Annotated in this window: 16 protein-coding genes; 10 read left to right on the forward strand and 6 right to left on the reverse strand. The window is 40.3% G+C overall.

All coding sequences use genetic code 11. The features are described from left to right. Positions 1-36: 36 nt before the first annotated feature. Together SRRS_RS06740 and SRRS_RS06745 are read right to left on the reverse strand one after the other, a co-directional pair. A complete protein-coding gene (locus SRRS_RS06740; RefSeq protein WP_371367384.1) occupies positions 37-1,749 on the reverse strand; it encodes an adenine deaminase in 1,713 nt (570 codons plus the stop codon). Between the two features lie 29 nt (positions 1,750-1,778). After that, on the reverse strand, positions 1,779-3,113 hold the full coding sequence (locus SRRS_RS06745; RefSeq protein ID WP_371367385.1) for an NCS2 family permease: 1,335 nt from the start codon (positions 3,111-3,113) through the stop codon (positions 1,779-1,781). 197 nt (positions 3,114-3,310) lie between these two features. Between SRRS_RS06745 and SRRS_RS06750 the strand changes: the two genes are divergently transcribed. The 3 genes from SRRS_RS06750 (at position 3,311) to SRRS_RS06760 (ending at position 6,500) form a co-directional block, all read left to right on the forward strand. Beyond that, positions 3,311-5,323 (forward strand): sigma-54 interaction domain-containing protein, encoded by a 2,013-nt coding sequence (locus SRRS_RS06750; RefSeq protein WP_371367387.1) that lies wholly within the window; start codon positions 3,311-3,313, stop codon positions 5,321-5,323. A 151-nt stretch (positions 5,324-5,474) separates the two neighbouring features. Continuing rightward, positions 5,475-6,008 carry a TetR/AcrR family transcriptional regulator gene (locus SRRS_RS06755; protein WP_371367389.1) on the forward strand — a complete coding sequence of 178 codons (534 nt, stop codon included), beginning with the start codon at positions 5,475-5,477 and terminating at the stop codon, positions 6,006-6,008. Positions 6,009-6,110: 102 nt separating this feature from the next. Further along, on the forward strand, positions 6,111-6,500 hold the full coding sequence (locus tag SRRS_RS06760) for an HsmA family protein (RefSeq protein WP_371367390.1): 390 nt from the start codon (positions 6,111-6,113) through the stop codon (positions 6,498-6,500). 66 nt (positions 6,501-6,566) lie between these two features. On the opposite strand, the gene SRRS_RS06765 is transcribed toward SRRS_RS06760, so the two are convergent. Next, positions 6,567-7,733: an MFS transporter gene (locus tag SRRS_RS06765; protein WP_371367392.1), complete on the reverse strand. Its 1,167-nt coding sequence runs from the start codon at positions 7,731-7,733 to the stop codon at positions 6,567-6,569. 584 nt (positions 7,734-8,317) lie between these two features. Here SRRS_RS06765 and dapB point away from each other — a divergent pair. Beyond that, positions 8,318-9,145 carry a 4-hydroxy-tetrahydrodipicolinate reductase gene (dapB, locus tag SRRS_RS06770; protein ID WP_371367394.1) on the forward strand — a complete coding sequence of 276 codons (828 nt, stop codon included), beginning with the start codon at positions 8,318-8,320 and terminating at the stop codon, positions 9,143-9,145. Between the two features lie 29 nt (positions 9,146-9,174). Here the strand turns inward: dapB and SRRS_RS06775 are convergent, their stop codons facing one another. Next, positions 9,175-9,816 (reverse strand): TrkA C-terminal domain-containing protein, encoded by a 642-nt coding sequence (locus SRRS_RS06775; RefSeq protein WP_371367396.1) that lies wholly within the window; start codon positions 9,814-9,816, stop codon positions 9,175-9,177. A 228-nt stretch (positions 9,817-10,044) separates the two neighbouring features. On the opposite strand from SRRS_RS06775, the gene SRRS_RS06780 reads away from it, so the two are divergent. From SRRS_RS06780 to SRRS_RS06795, 4 genes are all read left to right on the forward strand, one after another. Then, complete coding sequence (locus SRRS_RS06780; RefSeq protein ID WP_371367398.1) at positions 10,045-10,665, forward strand: TetR/AcrR family transcriptional regulator; 621 nt, start codon at positions 10,045-10,047, stop codon at positions 10,663-10,665. A gap of 213 nt (positions 10,666-10,878) precedes the next feature. Next, positions 10,879-11,745, forward strand: a complete 867-nt coding sequence (locus SRRS_RS06785) for a class I SAM-dependent methyltransferase (RefSeq protein ID WP_371367400.1) — start codon at positions 10,879-10,881, stop codon at positions 11,743-11,745. A gap of 269 nt (positions 11,746-12,014) precedes the next feature. Beyond that, positions 12,015-13,478, forward strand: coding sequence for a sigma-54 interaction domain-containing protein (locus SRRS_RS06790; protein WP_371367402.1), 1,464 nt, complete (start codon positions 12,015-12,017; stop codon positions 13,476-13,478). Between the two features lie 182 nt (positions 13,479-13,660). After that, on the forward strand, positions 13,661-14,386 hold the full coding sequence (locus tag SRRS_RS06795; protein WP_371367404.1) for an MIP/aquaporin family protein: 726 nt from the start codon (positions 13,661-13,663) through the stop codon (positions 14,384-14,386). A 22-nt stretch (positions 14,387-14,408) separates the two neighbouring features. Here SRRS_RS06795 and SRRS_RS06800 read toward each other — a convergent pair whose 3' ends face one another. Continuing rightward, positions 14,409-15,590 carry an acyltransferase family protein gene (locus tag SRRS_RS06800; RefSeq protein ID WP_371367406.1) on the reverse strand — a complete coding sequence of 394 codons (1,182 nt, stop codon included), beginning with the start codon at positions 15,588-15,590 and terminating at the stop codon, positions 14,409-14,411. Positions 15,591-15,994: 404 nt separating this feature from the next. Beyond that, positions 15,995-16,630, reverse strand: a complete 636-nt coding sequence (locus SRRS_RS06805; protein WP_371367407.1) for a hypothetical protein — start codon at positions 16,628-16,630, stop codon at positions 15,995-15,997. A 301-nt stretch (positions 16,631-16,931) separates the two neighbouring features. Here SRRS_RS06805 and SRRS_RS06810 point away from each other — a divergent pair, with 301 nt between their 5' ends. Then, positions 16,932-18,650: a LytS/YhcK type 5TM receptor domain-containing protein gene (locus SRRS_RS06810; RefSeq protein ID WP_371367409.1), complete on the forward strand. Its 1,719-nt coding sequence runs from the start codon at positions 16,932-16,934 to the stop codon at positions 18,648-18,650. Continuing rightward, positions 18,625-19,353 carry a LytR/AlgR family response regulator transcription factor gene (locus SRRS_RS06815; RefSeq protein WP_371367411.1) on the forward strand — a complete coding sequence of 243 codons (729 nt, stop codon included), beginning with the start codon at positions 18,625-18,627 and terminating at the stop codon, positions 19,351-19,353. Before SRRS_RS06810 ends, SRRS_RS06815 begins: the two co-directional genes overlap by 26 nt. The last annotated feature ends 52 nt before the right edge of the window (positions 19,354-19,405 follow it).

Raw genomic sequence — 19,405 nt, forward strand, 5'->3', positions numbered from 1 at the left:
GGCCTTTGATAGATCTGGAAGCTTAGCGGTGTTATATTATTTAATTATGTCTACGATCTTTTGTTCAGCTACTTTTATTAACCCTTTATCCGTAATTTTAAGTTCCTGGCTGACCGGCAAAGAAAGTGTACTAAAGGACATAATGGGATTGTGATGATGATATCCCAGGTTTTGCATGGCCTGTTTTACGAGTGCAACTTGCCGGCCGATTTCGTCTATGGAAGCTTCGGACAGAATTCCTGCTACCGGCAGGTCTACTTTAGCGACGACTTTTCCATTATCCACTACGCAATAGCCACCCTGACTGGAAATGACAGTATTTGCGGCTAAGACCATGTCTTGCTTGTTTTTTCCCATAACCAGCAGGTTGTGATGATCATGTGCATAGGTAGTTGCCACTGCGCCGCGTTCAATTACAGCACCGGCTATCAAGCCTAAGCCAACATTCTTGTTTTTGCCGTGCCTTTCGAAAACGGCAGCTAGACAGTAAGGCGAGTTTTCCCAATCTAGTAAGCCGTTCCTCACTGGTATATCGGCGACTAACTCTTGCGTAAAGGTTGTGCCGTCGGACACCTTAATAATCCGGCAGGATGCGGAAGCACGAGTTGTATCTGCTTTGATCCGGAAGCTATCTTCCCTGACTGGCGCCAGATGAACCGTTTGATAAAAATGCTTAGGGAATGAATCTGGAAGTGCGGTGAAGTCAGAATACGTCGGTTGCTGGAAGACTTCTTGACCATTCTTATAGGTACTGAATATAACTAAGTTCTCCAGGCTGTCCAGAAGCAAAAAATCAGCTATCTTGCCGGGGGCTATACTTCCCCGGTCTTTTAACCCCATTCTTTGCGACGGAGTAAATGTGGCGGCATATATGGCGTGTTCCGGTCGCATTCCTAACTGAATTGCCTTTTTTACAATTCGGTTTAAGTGGCCTTCCTGTGCTAAGCAGTCGGCCATGACATCATCGGTGACAAAGGCGAAGTGTTCATACATTTGGTTGTTTATTAAGCAGTCAATAATTTCAGGTGTAAGCGACTTTTCCTGAATTTCTATGAACATGCCATTTAAAAAACGCTCTTGTAGTCCTAGCGGCATTTGCTGGGTGTGGTCCGAATCAACCCCGGCGTAAATAAACTTGGCTAAATCAAGTCCGATGAGCTTAGGACAGTGACCCTCAATCGCCAGATGAGGGCTTTTTTGTTTGATATAAGTTATAAATTGATTGGTTTTAGCATGGGGGTTATTGATAACATCCACATAGTTCATAACTTCGCCCAGACAAATGACATGATCATTTTGCAGGAGCTTTTCCAGTTCGGGAAGATTTATCTCGCATCCCGATGTTTCCAGTTCCGGCGAGGTAGATGGGACAGAACTGGGAATACCCCAAAAAATGTCTACCGTACAGTTTTGGGCTGCTTGCTGGAAGGCTTGAATTCCTTCTAATCCTAACACGTTGGCAATTTCGTGTGGCTCGGCAACAATCGTTGTTATGCCGTTTTTAATGAGTTCATGTGAAAATGCTTGTGGGGTTGCCATAGAACTTTCGATATGCATATGGATATCAATAAGTCCGGGGATTAAGTATTTACCCTTTCCGTCTATGACTTTTTGGGGATGCAGTTGGCCTATAGCTTGTTTGCCGATATAGAGGAATTTGCCGTCCAGGATAGCAACATCAGCGGGAATAAATTTTTTGCAATAAGCATTAAAGACAACAACATTTTGAATAAGCAAATCAATATCCACAAAAATACCTCTTTTTTGTATAGCGTTTATTATGCGTGTGCTAAAGCGTAGAAATAATACACAAGAACAAGGCACAATGGATAGTGCCCGATGTGCAGTTCTTTGCCCCGGCCACTGGCAACTTTAAGGATTACAAAAGTAATTAGTGCGGCCGAAATACCATTGCCGACATTAAAGGTAAAAATGGTAAGGGCAATACATAAGAATGCGGGCAAATATTCGCTAATATCTGTATAGTCGATATTGCGCATACCCATCAGCATACTCATTCCTACCAGAATTAGTACGGGTGCTGTGGCGGCAGCGGGAATCATTAATGCGATAGGAGTAATAAACAATGTTAATAAGAAGAGCAGGGCGGTAGTTACTGCAGTAAGGCCGGTCCGTCCGCCTGCCTCAACACCGGAGGCTGATTCTAAATAAGTTAGTATGATGGGAATGGAGAAAAACGAACCCAGCGTTGCGGCAACAGAGTCAACATGGAAAACCTTATCAATTTCGGGTAAGTTGCCTTTCTCGTCTAAGAAGCCTGCTTTTCCGCCAACTCCTAAAGCTGTTCCCAGACTGGAGAAAAAGTCTGGAATAAAAAATGCAAAAAAATAAGGAAGATACTTAATGTCTAAGGCATCCAATATTCGCAGTTTAAACGATATTTCCGAAATGCCGGCAGGAAAACTAAACATGGTAGCCGGCAGTTTGGTGATGCCTAACGGGATACCAATCAAGGTAGTGAGTAATATGGCAATTAACGCTCCACCCCGCACTTTTCTTGCTTCTAATATCAGGAGGATGACAAAGCCGATAACCGCAAGAATTACAACCGGGTTGGTTAAATTACCGAAATCAAGCGAGTTTTTATTGGCATTAGCCACAATGATTTTAGCATTACGGAAGCCAAGCAGGCAGATGAACAAACCGACGCCGGCGCTAATTGATATTTTTATACTTTTAGGGATGATTTTGACAATCAAATCCCGGACTCCTAATATCGTAACGATAATAAATGCCATACCGCTGATAAATACGATGCCAGCAGCCACTTCCCAAGGAATTTGCTGGCCTTTTACAAGGGTAATAGAAAAAATTGCGACACTGCCTAACCCTGGTGCTAAGGCAAAGGGCCGGTTAGTGTAAATCCCCATAGCCGCTGATGACAGGAAGATCATCAGTATCATAGCAGTTAGAACTGGGCCGGTAGGTAATCCGGCTTCTTGCATTATTTTTGGGATAACAGCTAAGGTATAGGCCATTGTTGCGAATGTAGTCAGGCCTGCGATGATTTCTGTTTTAACATCAGTACTATTTTGTTGTAAGCGGAATCTTCTGTCCAAGTGATAGGCTAGGCCTGTTGAAGTATTATTCATCGTGTAGTCCTCCTTTTTTGAGTATAAGTTGATAATTAGCAAGTTTCGTGCCAGTTAGCCAGCACTATAGAAGCCTATAAAACCAGGGATTTTGTTGCACGAAAGTTAGTATTAATGGGATAAAAATAGAATTAATCCATTTTTTATCCCATTAATTGATGCGCGTATGCTAAAATACTAGTAAAGGGAGGGGAACTGTGAAAAAGAAAATTACATTATTGGCATTAAATGAAGAAATTGCTCCAATGTTTAAAGAAGAAATGATAGAAATATTTGCTGATCTGCTTGAAATTGACTATGTTTACCCTTCTGATAAACCAATACAGCCAATCTATGATACAGATCTTATCTTATGCCATGATCCCGAAATTTTAGTCAAGATGATGCCGTATATAAAATGTGATGCGCCGACATTAATGATGAAAAGAACGATTTCGCAGGAAGCCTTAGACAGACTGCGGCAGCTTAAAACCGGCAAAAAAGCATTGGTTGTTAGTGTTAACGATTACGCAACAGTGGAAACGCTAACGACTATTTATCAATTAGGTGTCACTCAACTACTTTTGTATCCTTTTTATCAGGGAATGGAAAATTATCCGAAGGTAGACTATATTATTGCTCCCCGCGATTACGATTTTATCCCCAACAGGCAGGCCGAATTAATCATCATCGGTAAACGAGTATTTGACATTTCTACAATTCTGGATATTATAGCTTTTTTAGAAGTTAATACCAGTAATGCTGAAAGAATTATTGCCAGGTATTTGGCAAAGGTACCCACCTATTGGCAGGGCATCAAGCATATGCTGCAAGATAAGCGCGTGTTACATGCTACTTGGAAAACCCTGCTGAATGAGTCAGGCCAAGCGATCATTATTGCTAATCAAAATAATGAAGTTATTTTCGCGAATAATAAAGTTTCTGATCTATTACAACTGCCACGGCAGATTATTGCCGGTGACAAATTGGATCATATTGTAGCGAGCTATCAGCAGTTAGAGATTTTATTGTCGGAGGAAAGTCATGATCATGAGCTAATTCACTATAAAGGCGTACAATTGGTGGTAACCATTAAAAAGAATGAATTTGATTGTATGGTCCACGGCAAAATTATCATGATTAGTTTATATAATGACATGCTTAAAATTCAGCAGGAGATTCACAATAAAATTGTGGGGAAAGGGTACTATTCAAAATATACTTTCTCAAACCTGATCGGTCGTCATCCCCAGCTGCTGGATGCTATCAAGATATGCAAAAATATAGCCCAGTCCAGTTCTACGGTTTTGTTATCCGGTGAGAGCGGTACTGGCAAAGAAGTGTTTGCCGGCGCAATACATAATTATTCGATGCGGGCTAATAAACCTTTTGTGGCCATAAATTGCGCGACGTTACCGGAAAATTTGCTGGAGTCGGAGTTATTTGGGTATGAGGAAGGCGCATTTACCGGAGCGAAGAAAGGCGGAAAGATAGGCTTATTTGAAATGGCTAACCAGGGAACGCTATTTTTGGATGAAATCGGGGAAATGCCGTTAAGTATCCAAGCTCGTTTTCTCAGAGTTTTGCAGGAAAAAGAAATTATTCGGGTTGGTGGCGATTCTATAATAAAAGTAGACGTTAGGATCATTGCAGCAACCAATCAGGATTTATGGCAGATGGTGAATGAGGGCAATTTCCGTAAAGATTTGTTTTTCCGGCTTAATGTTTTTCAAATATCTGTTCCAGCCTTACGGGAAAGGCTTTCTGACATTCCTTTGCTGGTTGAACACTTTTTACAAAGCTTTCATAGTACCTTTAAAGTTGCCCAAGATTTTAGGCTGTTTTGGCAAAAGTATGATTGGCCGGGAAATATACGTGAATTACAAAATGTTTTGGAATATATGGTGACGACTGCTCCGGGAGAAATATCATTTGCGAATCTCCCCCAGTATCTAAAACGAAAAGAGTTAGTAGGGGGATTCAAGGGGGCCAATGAGTCTGTTTCCCGGGAAATACTATTGCTAAAACTGTTAAAACGGGAGCAGGAGAGTGGGCGCAGTACCGGTCGGCGCAGCCTCTGCCAAGCTTTTAACAAAGTATATTTTGCGGCTTCTGAAGCTAATATTCGCGACAGTCTCACTCGGATGCAACAAAACGGTTACATTGAGATACATAAGGGACGGTGTGGCTGTCGGATTACGGCAGCCGGTGAAAAGATGATTGAGCGCTGAAAGAAAAAGTGTAAAGGTACGGAGTTGGTGACAGGATTTGAAGAGAGGCACAAGGACAGGTATCGGAAGTTGACTGAGTAAATATTTAGCAATTGACGAGATGTGGTTATTAGAATACAATATGAACATGGTTCATAAAAGGAATGATGACATGCCTAAGATAATTGAAAATGTTAAACAAAAAATAATAAATGAAGCCCAGAAAGTACTTCTAAGTGGAGGTGGCTATAGACAATTAAATATAAGAGATATTGCAAAAAGGTGTGGTATTGGTATTGGTACCTTTTATAATTATTTTTCGAATAAAGAAGAGCTTGCTGTCGAGATTTTCAAACAGGATTGGATAAATACTTTGATACTTATCGAAAAGTTGGAGTATACAGATGATTCCCTTAAAGAAAAGCTGAGACAAATATATGTATCACTAGAAGGTTTTATCGATAGATATATGGATATTTTCCATGAGATTGTGAAAGAAGAGGGATACGGCAAAAAGCAGTCTTGTAATTATGATGACCTTTATATAAAGTTACAAGATTTTATCGAAGTACAAAAACAAAAAGGTTTTATTGTCTCTGAGTTAGATTCACGAAAACTATGCTATTTTATAGTTTCCAATTTTATGTATCTTAGCAAGACTAAGTATATGTCTTATGATGAATTATTTGAGAATATGAAGATATAAATTTTTTTAACCTTTAATGAACATCGTTCATTAAAGGTTATGATAGTAGATTTTTTAAAAAATAGATAATAAAATTTAAAAATTTAGAGAGGAGTAATCTTTATGTTGCTATATGCAATTATTTTTATAAATATGGCTTTTGTGTTATATACAATTGGAGTTTGGAGTGAAAAAATTCAAGGTAAATTAAAACCATGGCATCTAGCTATATTTTGGGCTGGACTTGTCAATGATACTATCGGTACATTGTCGATGGAAGCCATTGCAAACCATGAAACTAGTATTATTAACTATTTGTCTCCACAACTTAATTTTCATAGCATTAGTGGTACACTTGCACTTATATTAATGTTGTGCCACGCATTATGGGCTACGATAGTTCTAATTAAGAAAGATGTAACAATGGCAACTAATTTTCACCAGTTTAGTTTGTTGGTTTGGGTAGTATGGCTAGTACCATTTGTAACTGGCGTTATGTCTCATATATTTTAAATAATTGCTTAGTCCAAAAAGATTAAAAATATAGAGTTCGTAGGCAGGGACATCGGGGCAGGTGAATTATGGCATGTGATTTCTGTTATTTCTTAGCCAAACTATGGTCGTTAATAGGGAAACTAGGCTTAATAGACCGGCTCCGGTGGCCATAACGGTAGACACGCCAAAATTTTGTTTAAGGTAACTTGACAGCAGGAAGGACATAATACCGCCCGCCGAGCCGGCGGCCAGAAAGAAAGATGTCATTCGTGGCGAAGGCCGGGGTGTCTGAAAAGTTCCGAACGACACAAGAGTGGGGTAGAGTCCCGAGTAACTCAGTCCCATCAAGGCGATCAGCGCCATGGCCTGATAAGTCGTTCTTGCCCATTGCAGGGCGGCAAAAGCGCCACAGGCGATTAAGGAACTGATGATTATATAATGAGCTAGCTGAACTTTCGCCAGGATGAATCTACCGGCTAACCGTCCTGCAGTTACGCAGCCCCAGAAAATAGAGAGGCAGGTGCTTGCCAGGACGACACTCATCGTTAGTCGCTCCATTAGGTATTGAACAATCCAATAGTTTAGGATAAACTCCGAAATCATGTAGCAGAGCACGGCCAAGCCGGCTACGTAAACATTAATGCTCCAGGTGACAGCGGTTTCAGCGCCGTATAACTTCTTCGGTTCAAAAATAGCAAAGGACTGGGCAAAGGTGCCCAGGATTATTACCAGTAACATGGCTACAATACCTAGGTAAACTCCTTGCCAATTAATGCCCCAGTCTATCGCCAAACCGGCCAAGAGGGGGCCAATAATTGAACCAATGGAAAAGAAAAAAGTAATAGTTATTGCTCTTCCTGCTCGGGCTTTTTCGTCATAAAGGAGCATAGTCAGGTGGAAGGAGGTAGGCAGTAAAACCCCCATACCAAACCCAAAAAGGAAGAGAAATACCGAAAAAACAGAAAGTGTCGGCGCATTGATAGCACAGAGCATTGCTATGGCTGCCAAGCCGCAGTTAGCCCGCAATAGCCGGCGGACCCCCACTTTTTCCAACAGCCAGCCGTTGCCGAGAACAGCGCTGCTGTAAGCAACAGAGAACAATGTAAAGCAATAGCCGACAACATAAGTTTCAACGGCAAAGGTGGTTGCAATAAATTTATTGACCAGTCCGGCAATGCTGAATGTTACGCCTATGGTTAGTATCATAAAATAAATGAATACATTCAGAAACATGATGTTGCTTTGAGGCATAGAATCACTCCTAATATTGTTCCTAGATAGGAAATGTAGGTCCGTTTCTTTTTTTTGCAAAGAATTTATATTGAGTTGATTGAGATATAATTAAAAGTATATAGGGATAGAGTCAATTACAGTATATACCAATTGATGTCGATAAAACGTCTATGTCTTGCGGTTTGCTTGAGGCTAGACTCTGGTATAATCGAGTAATAATACATACCTTTGGAAACTTTGATATCGCTCTCTGTACATTTGTGTCTTATATTGAATTGACTCTTACTCAAGTGGGATATACGCAATTAGATCATCAATGTTAGAAGTAGACAATAAAAAGGAACTTTAGTCATTTTTTGACGAAGGTTCCTTTTGTGTTCTTATCGATATCATCTTCTTACGTTTTTTAAGCGGTGTTACTAACAACTTGGCAAACGCCTGCTAGTCGTCTATAAAGGATAGCAACAGTGATAGCAGTTTATGAATCAACTTTGGTAAAAACGACTGGAAGATAATTCTTGGTAACGAAAAATATTTCCTCACTTGACTAACTTACAACTTTGATGTTATTATTGAGTTGCAAGTAAGTCTAGGAGGTGCCTATGAAGATTGCTTTAATTGGTTTGGGAACAACGGGTAAAATTGTAGCGGAGTTTCTTGTAAAAGAGCAGGCTCTTTCTGTAGTATTGTGCCGGAAAAATAGTCCGGATGCAGGAAAAGATTTAAGTGAAATATTACATAGGCCATATATGGCTGTTCCCGTTGAAACTATAGATAACCTTGAAGAAACACTAGTAAAATACAAGCCTGATGTATTAATCGACTTTTCTTCGCCTTCATTTTTACGAGAAAATCTAACAACTTTAGCCCGATGCAACGTGAATGTGGTAACTGCGGTTACTGGCTATACCCAAATGGATATCAAGAGAGCAAAGGTATTGGCTAGAAAACAGAAATTTGGAGTAGTCTTTGCTCCTAACATCACACGTGGGGTTAATGTAATGTTGTTAATGGCGCAGATAGCGGCCATTTTGCAGCCTGATTATGATTTCCAAGTTATAGATGAAAATCATAGGAATAAAAAAGACAGTCCCTCAGGAACAGCCGAGAAGATTGCTACAGCTATTATGAAGGGACTTGGAAAACGATCGGACGAAGATGAGCTGGTACCGATCCATTCTATCCGGGCTGGCGACATTACCGGAAGACATAAAGTATTAGCTTGTGGGTTGTATGATCAAATTGAAATTACGCATACAGCTTTTTCAAGAAAGGCGTATGCGGAAGGAGCATATAAAGCGGCTTGCTTTATTTTGGGAAAAACGGGTCTTTATGAAATGAAAGACGTATATGGTTTGGGTAATTATACTTGTGCGAAAGAAAGATTTGGCGATGCAACAGAACTTCCACTTTCTAATGCTTATGCTTAGTTTAATATAATCAAGGAGCCGCCCTAGATTTAATCTTGGGGCGGCTCAGTTTTTGCCGGGGTGTTAATAAATTTTGTAGTTTTCGTATAAATATCACTGCCCCCCACAACTACAATGCGGTCACGGGGGGTAATTAGTGCTTGGGGCCCGGGCGAGATAATGATGGAAGTTCCCCGCCTTATAGCAACCACAGTAGCCCCTGTATGTTGCCATAGCCTAATTTCCGCAATACTGTGTCCGACAATATGCGATGTTTCTGGTACTTCAACTTCAACTGGATTATAGGGAGTAAGGTTACGTAGTTTATCCGAGTAATTGATGATGTCTGAAAGGAGCGCTTCCAGCTTTGCATCAATCTCACGTTTTTGGTGTAACAAGAGTTCTACATCCTGATGTAAGGAGTAGACAGATTCAGCACTTTTATATTGATCAATAAAATTATAGGCGTTTTCAATGGATATAACAGTTACTTCTTTTCCTTGGGAAACGCTTACGACACTTTTGGCTTTCAGCAGGGCAATGCCCTTCCGTATTGTTTCAGGTGATACATTGTAGTTACTCGCTAGAATAGATCTGCCCGAGATCTTTTCGCTGACTTTAAATTCTCCGTTTATTATTCTTTGTGCTAGATCTAAAGCAATAGATCGGTACATGGCTGTTGAAGACTTCATTTGTTCACTCCGCCTATCTTATTCTAACCCTATTATAGCTTTTATTGTGGCTGTCAACAAGTTTTGGTTGTCCAACTACTCTGTGAAAGCTGAAAGAACTGGATTGATATCTTATTCATGCTATAGCACATTAACTATCCACCAATAAGAGGCTCAACAGCAAGATTATTGACTTTCTATATTCAGTGAAATACAATCTACCTAACAAATGGTCGTTTTGGAGGAAAAATGGTGAGCGGTAAAACTAGAGATAAAATAATAAAGGTTGCTCTTACTCTATTTGCTAACGATGGCTATGATGCAACGAGTATGGAGAAAATTGCGACTGGAGTAGGTATTAAGAAATCATCGCTTTACACGTTTATTGCTAGCAAAGAAGCACTGTTTTGGGAAATATATGAGGACGTTGAGAAATCGTATCATAGCTATATGGCGCAGTTACTAGCAGATTCAGCAAGCATGTTACCACAGGACAGACTGTATTATCTATTCAAAAATTACTTACTTTACAATCAGAGTACTTCTACAGAAGATGATGTTGCAGAAAGAAATTTTTGGATTCGCATTATGTTTTTCCCCCCAACAATGATAAAGGATAGGCTGTTAAATAGAGCATTACAACATGAGATGGAGCTCGGTGAGAAGTACCAAGAAATAATCAGAGAGGGTATTCAGCAAGGATTATTTCGGGAAGCACCGCCGGAGGAAATTTTACTTTCTTACTATAGCTTAAGGCAGGGGTTATATGCTCTTATGAGTGTATATATGTCTAATATGTCGCAATCTCAAAAGATTGGCCAGATTGATACGGTTTGGGATAATTTTTGGAATGGAATAAGATTTAGATAGTAGAGCATTCATATAAGGCAAAATAGTACTAAGGATTCGGTGATCACTGGGTCCTTAATTTTGTTCCACATAGTAAAAAATTGTGCAGTGGATCCGTTTTTTTGAGTTTTAAATAACAAGTGATTCTTATTGACTTTTATTTTTGTATCAATTAAAATTTAACTAACGAACGGTCGTTAAAACGTACTTTTCTAAAAGCAAAAGGAGACAATTATGAGTAAACCATTTAAATTAAAAGTATCAACAACTGCACAAGGAACTAGTCTTATGCGGGCTATTTCTTACTATGAGAAGAATCCATTTTACAAGGGTGAAGATTTTATTGCTTCAGCAATTTTACCATCATTCCTTGCAAAAATGGCTAAATATAATTTTTCGCGAACTACCTTAAAGAAAGCTCTATTTAAGGTTCCTGGTATTTATGAGTATGTCATCTCAAGGACCCACTTTATTGATGAAATCTTTAAGAGTGATTTAAGTGGCATAGAGCAAATATTGATATTCGGAGCTGGATTTGATTCGCGGGCAATACGATTTGAAAAAGAATTGAAGTATATAAAGATATTTGAAATTGATGCACCGCCAACCCAGCAAGCAAAAATAAGCCGGTTCGCTGAAAAAAACATTGACTTTCCGGCGAATATAGAGTTTGTTTCATTTGATCTAACCCAAGAAGGGCTTGGGGAAAAATTAGAAGAGGCCGGATTTCGAAAACATCGTAGATGTCTCATATTACTAGAAGGGCTAACATATTATCTTCCTCAAGAAACTATTTTTAGTATCTTTGATTTTATATGCAACTGCACGGCTGAAGAGAGTCAAGTAATTTTTGATTATGCATTTGGTTTAGCCGATAATCGTATTCCTGGTAATGAAAAAAATTATCAATCTCTTGTCAATGCAGGTGAAAGCCCCGGTTTTGTACTTGAAGGAGAAATACAGGATTTTTTGAAAACGTATAACTTTGAAATAATTGAAGAATTAGATTCGGTTAAGCTGGCAAAAAGATATTTTAATATTGAGGATTTTGAACAGGCAGCACAAAAGTTTAGGCTTGTAAACGCAGTTAAAAAAAATTGAGTTCGGGGACGAAAGATTCTGGATGTAAACCATATTAATAATTGAATGATGTCAGTAAATGAGAAATTCCTGTAGAATTTGATAAATTCACAGGAATTTTGTCTTTATGGTAAATATTTCAAAGAAATAAGATTATGGGAGCAGGATTCCGGAACTTGGTTTTGAATTTACAATAAAGATATATGATCGATTGAAGACTAGTTGCGGATAAAGGATAAACCTCACTAATGCAGGCTCACTTTTATTGCGGTGCCGGAGGGATTGGAACCATGACAGGGGATTTCAATGGAATAAACGTTTTATCTGAACAATGGAGTTTAGTGCTGGCAGCGTTGCCTTACGGAATTGGCATTATAGATGAAACTGGAGATATTGTCTATGTAAATCCGGCTTGTTTGGACATTATGAGTCAATCGGTTAGCCGAATGATCGGGCAAAAAATCGATAATTTTTTACCATGTGGCGTAATTTTCAAGGAGCTACTCCCCAGCAGGAAGTCATTTAGCTATAGTAACTCCAGCCCAAATGGCGGTATGATGACAATTGAAATTTTGCCTGTGGGTGCGGAACCGGAAGTACGCGGTGCTGTTTTACTTGCGCGAGACGATAGAGATTTGAAAACTGTAAAGGAACAATTGCAGTGGGCAATGGACAAAGTCAAGTACCTGGAACAAAAGCTAAAAGAGGAGAAAGAGTCTGGCTGGAATTCAGGGCGAATGAAGAGCGAATCGTTGGAACAAAAGATAATTCGGTCAATAAAGCCTGGTAAAACTTTTGAAAAGTTTATCGGCATGAGCCAAAAAGTTTTGGACTTGCTGGCGGTAGCCGCTAAAGCCGCTAAAGTCCAATCAACTGTGCTAATATGTGGCAAAAGTGGTACTGGTAAGGAACTTGTCGCCGAAGGTATTCACCAGGCCAGTTCCCGGGCCCAGGAGGCATTCGTCAGAATAAATTGTGCTGCGATTCCGGAAGCCTTGATAGAAAGTGAAATGTTTGGACATGAAAAGGGGGCTTTCACTGGGGCGGTAAAACGTAAGATCGGGAAGTTTGAGCAGGCACACCAAGGAACGATTTTTTTGGACGAAATCGCTGAGATGGAACCAAGTATGCAAACAAAACTTTTAAGAGTACTACAAAACGGCTGTTTTGAGCGGGTGGGCGGCGAGGAAACTATTCGGGTTGATGTAAGGATTATTGCTGCTACCAACCGCGAGATGGAGCAAATGGTGAAAACAGGACAGTTTAGAGAGGACCTATACTACCGGTTGAATGTAATTCCAATACAATTGCCGTCACTTAATGAAAGAAAAGAAGATATTCCCCTTTTAGTAGACCATTTTCTGAAAAAATTTTGTCACGAATTTGGTAAGCAAAGTATCGGAATAAAAAAAGCTGCCATGGATGTTCTTGTAAGCTATGATTGGCCAGGAAATGTACGGGAACTGCAAAATATTATGGAAAGAATGGTGGCGCTGACGGATAGCTCCTATATTGAGATGGAGGACATACCAGATTGTTGTTATTGCAAGGAAAAGCTAGAAATTAGTGCTGATGCCGGCAATATTTATGGGGCAATCATGCAAGGCGAATTATTTTCGCTAGCCGAGTATGAAAAACATATCATCAAAGCTGCTCTTGAAAAACATGGCAGTTATACCGCTGCCGGCAAAGCCTTGGGAATTACCCATAAAACAGTGGCGGCTAAAGCGCAAAAATATGGAATAGATAAATGAGACTTGATTCAGATGGGGGGGTAATCCCAGCTGAATCTTAGTCGAATTATCCTAACGTCTAGCCGTTCTCTATTCCCGCCTGAAGAGGAAGGGAGTATTAGAACGGGTTAGTCATCAGATAAATAAAAAGTAGTATCCAACAAATGAGAATATGGGTATATGAGAAGGGAGAGCTTACTACTATGCCTGGATATTTTGGCGAATTTTTTGGCACGACGGTGATGATTATACTGGGTAATGGCTGCGTAGCTAATGTCATTTTGCGCCGAACAAAAGCGGAAGGCGGTGGGTGGATGGTGATTACTGCCGGTTGGGCTTTTGCGGTAACTATTGGAATATTTTGCGCGAACGCTGCCGGCTCTTCCCAACCGGATCTTAATCCCGCATTAACTCTAGCAAAACTACTGATAGGTATTTATCAGCCGACTCAAGCTATTTATATTATGTTTTGCCAGGTTGCTGGAGCCTTTGCCGGGGCATGTTTGCTTTGGCTTCATTTTTGGCCTCATTGGGCAGAAACGGAGGATAGCGGTTTGATCTTAGCGGTATTTTCTACTGGTCCGGCTATTCGCCACAATGCTGCCAACCTGCTTTCTGAAGTTATGGGTACAGTGATGTTGATTGTACCTGTGTTTGCCATATTTTCAAGCGGCGTTGGGAGTATTCCGCCGGGAATGAGGGCCTATTTAGTCGGAATTTTAATATGGTCGATTGGATTAAGCTTGGGCGGTACTACCGGATATGCTATTAATCCTGCCCGCGATTTGGGGCCGCGATTGGCGCATGCAATTCTTCCTATCCCGGGAAAAGGCAACTCGGATTGGAACTATGCGTGGATTCCTGTAGTCGGTCCATTCATAGGTGCTATAATCGCCTACGTAATTGCTCAGGCTGTTGGCATCATTTAGATTCTCAACTAATATTCGTGCTTTAAGACTTGTGCTCCAGAATTTGAGTTGGTTTTTTTCTGCTTATATGTGTAACTCTTCCGATAATATGTTCTGATACCAAGTAACATAAGACCACAGCTAAAGCGGACACTGAAATAAATTTAATCCACACCGGAGCTTCTATCTTCTGTACCAGGTAGGCGATCGGTAGAAGAATAAAGTGATGTATATAGTAGATAGTATACGAATTAGCAGATAACCTGCGCCATAGATATGCGTCGCTGTTAAAGAAATCCCGGAATAGTACTATAAAGCCAAACGTAGCAGCGAGGTTGAAAAAGGAATGCACTAAAGCGTGACCTGCTTTAAGCAACAATGGTGTAGTATCGTTAAATACAACTCTGTAGGCAATAAAAATGGCGAGCATAACTACAGACGCAAAAAACCAACGGCTAAACTGAGGATTGTACCCAGCTTTAGTAAACCATAAGTTGCGCCATGCATGTACTCCTAAACAAAAGTAACATAAATACAGCACAATACGTGTCGGTTGAATATGGGCTAAATAGGTTACACTTACCCATTCGTCTGCATGAAAATAAAGATTGGCAACAAAGAAAGCGATTGCAGGTATTATGCTAATGAGTATAAATTCTATTATGGATGGCGAGGAAGGGGAAGTTTTCCTTTGACAAGATAACGGCGCTAAATTATATACAGCCGTAAGCAGAACAAAAAACCATGCTAAAATACCTAAAAACCAATAGTGTGCATGATTAAAAAAGGGAGGTTGAAAAAAATTTGCCCAAAAAGAAATATAGTTTGGCGGTGCAGCCATGCGGCTAAAAGGAATCGAGTAGGTAATCAGCGGTGCAAAAAGTAATACTCCGATTACCCACGGAACAACAATCCGAAAAAATTTACTGCGCCAAAATCCTGCTGTTCCCTTTTTTATTAGTACAGGCAATGCAAAATATCCGGCAATGAAAAACATAATTGGCATAATAAATACGTCGGTAACCATTACAAAAAGATCGAGTAGTAGATTGTTTTTTATATCAATTACATACCACCATTCCGGCGGTTTAGTCATATACCCGATGGCAGTGTGCATAATAACAACCATCACAATAATAAATCCCCGAAGATTATCAAAGTAAAACATTCTGTCAGTATTACCGGGCTTTAGTTGGGGGAGTTTCCCTGGAAGAACATTGCTCATCAAAACACCTCTTTCTATTGTTGTATAAAACCATTATTAGCAATATTTATGCCAAGGTACAATGGGATGCACCGTGCTGCCGTCGTTCCCTCAATTATAAGCATATGCGGACCATTTTAAGGCTCAACTTCTATTGGGGTACTTAAACGGTAATCAAAAAGCTGGTAATAAATAACCTCTGTCGGGAATTTTTACCCGCTAACGCTACATTAGTACAGTGGAAATATAAGCGATCTGGACATTTGTTACAAACAGATATAAAATTACAGGCCCTGTTCCGGAGGACAGGGCCTGACTGTTTCTTTTCTCGACTGTTCATTGCACAAATAGCATCGAGTTAACTTGCTATATAAGAGTGTAATCTGTTTGTGAAAAAAGGTTTTGGGTAAACGGATTCGCTAATCTTATTCCTTATCGGTATCCTCTTTGTCAAAAGGCTTCATAGCAGGTTGTGCTAGCAAATGAGATAAGGAAGCCCTTGAAGCCATGTTTCCCCGTGTCGCTTCCTGCTTTAATAGAATGATTAAAATGCCACGGGCAATAATCCCGTCCAGTAGAAACAAGAAGAAGTCAAGATACTTGGAAATGGGAGTTATGTAGTGAAAAATACTCAGGATAGAATATAAGTAATTAAATACCACAAAAACAAATAACCCTGCCCATACTATAAGCCCTAGTAAAAATGTTCCCCAGGAAGACGTGTATTGATACACGAGCATAGCGTATAAAGGGATAAGGGTCAGGTCACCAAGAAAAAAGTTGGGTGAGAAGGGGAGTATCAACTTGAGATATTCCCACTGTCCCAGCTGCTCGCCAATTGAATCATACACAGAAAACGAGACGGCTACTAACGAACCAAAAAGCAGTATTTGGACTATGCGTTTTTTGTCTACAAGATAAAAAAATACACCGTAAGAAAAAAGAACAAATAGTACTTGGAAAAACCATGTGGGCGTAAGAAAATGTTCCGTAATCCATTGAGTATAGATTAAGTTATACCAGTGTTCAGCCGCTTGGCGGACTTGATCATCCGTAATCATAAATTAGCCTCCCGATTAAAAGATAGTTAAATTTTCCCCGGAATAAACACTCCTATTCAAAGTTATTAAGCAAGTCTCCGGTTTAGCCAGCAGGCAAGACCGGAAGTTTTTTACTTTTACAGGGTAAAAACGGATATTTTGAAAAAAATTCTGCCTTTGATAAGTTAAGCGCAGGAATACAGGAAAAATTTTAAAAATTGAGTTTTTGGCAATTTTACGTTATTCTATCAAGAGATAGCAGTCGTTTTATGCAATTAATTCTAAGATAGTCTACGAAGATGAATTTTTATGGAGGAATCTTGTGGATTTTTTGAAGTTTGATATCGTTTTGAACTTATTGGGAGATATGGCATTAATTGCGCTTGTTGCTTATCTGCTCGGACGAAGCAGATTTATTGCCGGTTGTGTAAACCATCCCATGAATATGCGGCATTGGTTTATTTTAACTGTAATTTTTTCGACATTATCCATTCTGGGAACCTATAACGGAATTCCGATTGAGGGCGCTTTAGCCAATACACGGCTAATAGGTACTCTAATGAGTGGTATTATGGGAGGTCCGATAGTTGGTTTCAGCGTTGGGGCGATAAGTGGTTTACACCGGTATTTAGTAGGAGGATTTACTGCGGAAACCTGCGGCATAGCCAGCGTTTTGGGAGGTTTGTTTGCCGGCATAATGCGCCAGAAAATCGGACTTAACAATATGAATTGGAAAACGGCTGGAGCTATTGCCTTGACAGCGGAATTTGTCCAAAAAGTAATGGTGCTGGTATTTGCCAAACCTTTTGAAACCGCCTGGGCCATGGAGAAGATTATTGCTATACCTACAACCCTTGTCTCAGTGGCCGGAACAGTTGCTTTTATGTTTATTATTAAAGATATTCAGAGCCAGCAGGAGGCTCATAGCGCGAAAGCCGCCGAGCTGGCATTAAGAATTGCCAGCAAAACCCTCCCTTTTCTCAGGCAAGGTCTAACTATCCGGTCGGCCACTGAAACGGCCAATATCATCTATGAATTAACCAAAGCTGACGCAGTTTCCATTACGGATAGGGAAAAGGTTTTGGCTTTTGTCGGCAAGGGGTCGGATCATCACCGGATGGGTGAACCTATTCTGACTGAGTCAACCAAGCGGTCAATTGCCGAAGGCACTTTGGCTATCATTCATTCTCACGAGGAACGAGGCTGTCCGGTTCCGGAATGTCCCTTGCGTTCCGGGGTTGGAGCTCCGCTGATCGCCTCTGGGGTTGTAGTTGGCACGATAAAACTATCGCGGATGCAGCCAGGTGAAGTTAACGAAATGGATATTCAGCTTGCCCGTGGTATTGCCGAGCTGTTGTCGGTTCAAATTGAACTGGCAGAGATTGATGCTCAGAAAAAAATGCGGGAAAAAGCCGAATTGAAAGCGCTGCGCGCCCAGATTAATCCGCACTTTTTGTTTAATACCCTAAGCATTATCATGTCGCTTTGCCGAACCAGCCCGGACACAGCCCGGGATTTGCTGGAACATCTGTCGATAATCCTAAAATATAGTTTTGCCAAACGTGGTGATTTTGTAACCATTGAGGAAGAATTGGAAAAGGTAAGCTCTTATCTGGAGATTGCCAAATCGCGTTTCGGAGCACGTTTAACGGTAGACATGGAAATAGAAGAAGCTGTTTTGAAAACCCGTATTCCCGTTTTATCTGTACAAGCTCTGGTGGAGAATGCGATTCAGCACGGCCTTTTTCCCAAATTGACAGAAGGGAAACTTATCATTAAAGCATTCCGGGAAGATGATGATGTTTGGATTTCGGTTATTGACAACGGGGTTGGCATTGAACCGGCTAAATTACAGCAGCTATTTTCCGCCGATACCGAAGGGATAGGTGTACAAAACGTTCATCAACGGCTAAAAGGAATATATGGAGACCAATACGGTCTGATCCTTGAAAGTCAGCCTGATAGCGGTACTAAGGCAACCGTACGGATACCTTGTACAAGAGAGGTGGAAAGCTATGAAAATGAAAGCCATAATTGTTGACGATGAAGAGCTTATTTGTGATGAAATAGAATACCTCTTGAAACGGGAAGCTGATATCGAGGTTACCGCCAAATTTTCAAATGCCTTTGATGCGCTGGCTCATATCAGCCAGACTGTATGTGATTTGGTTTTTTTGGATATTCAGATGCCTGGGATATCCGGGCTGGAATTGGCTCAGAAATTATCCCAACTGCACCGGCCGCCATTAGTGGTTTTTATCACGGCATTCCCGGAACATGCGCTTGAGGCGTTTGATACGTCTGCGGTAGGATATATTACAAAACCGGTTACCCAGAGAAGCTTGGTTAAAGCGCTGGAAAAAATTCGTGCCATAGTTCAGCGGACAAGCCTGCTAGAAAAGGCCAGTATTACCAAAATTTGCATCTTGAAAAATGGCAGAATTATTCCGATTAATAAACAAGAAATTGTTTTTATATATGTCTGTCAAAAAGATGTTTTTGTCCGCACAAAAACCGGCGAATATGTTGCCACTCTGACTATGCAGGAGATAGAGAGAATATTAACCGAACCTAATTTTTACAGGGTTCACCGACAATATTTAGTAAACTTGGACAAGGTGCTGGAGATCATCCCCTGGTTTCACGGTTCATATCAGCTTCGCATGGATGATTCTAAAAATGAGGAAATTCCGGTGAGCAGAAATAAAGTAAAAGATCTAAAAATGTTAATGGGATTAAAATGAAAAAAAACTGCCTGTACGACTATACAGGCAGTTTTTTTTATAGATTAAACGG

It is taken from the genome of Sporomusa rhizae, assembly GCF_041428845.1.
Lineage (GTDB): Bacteria > Bacillota > Negativicutes > Sporomusales > Sporomusaceae > Sporomusa > Sporomusa rhizae.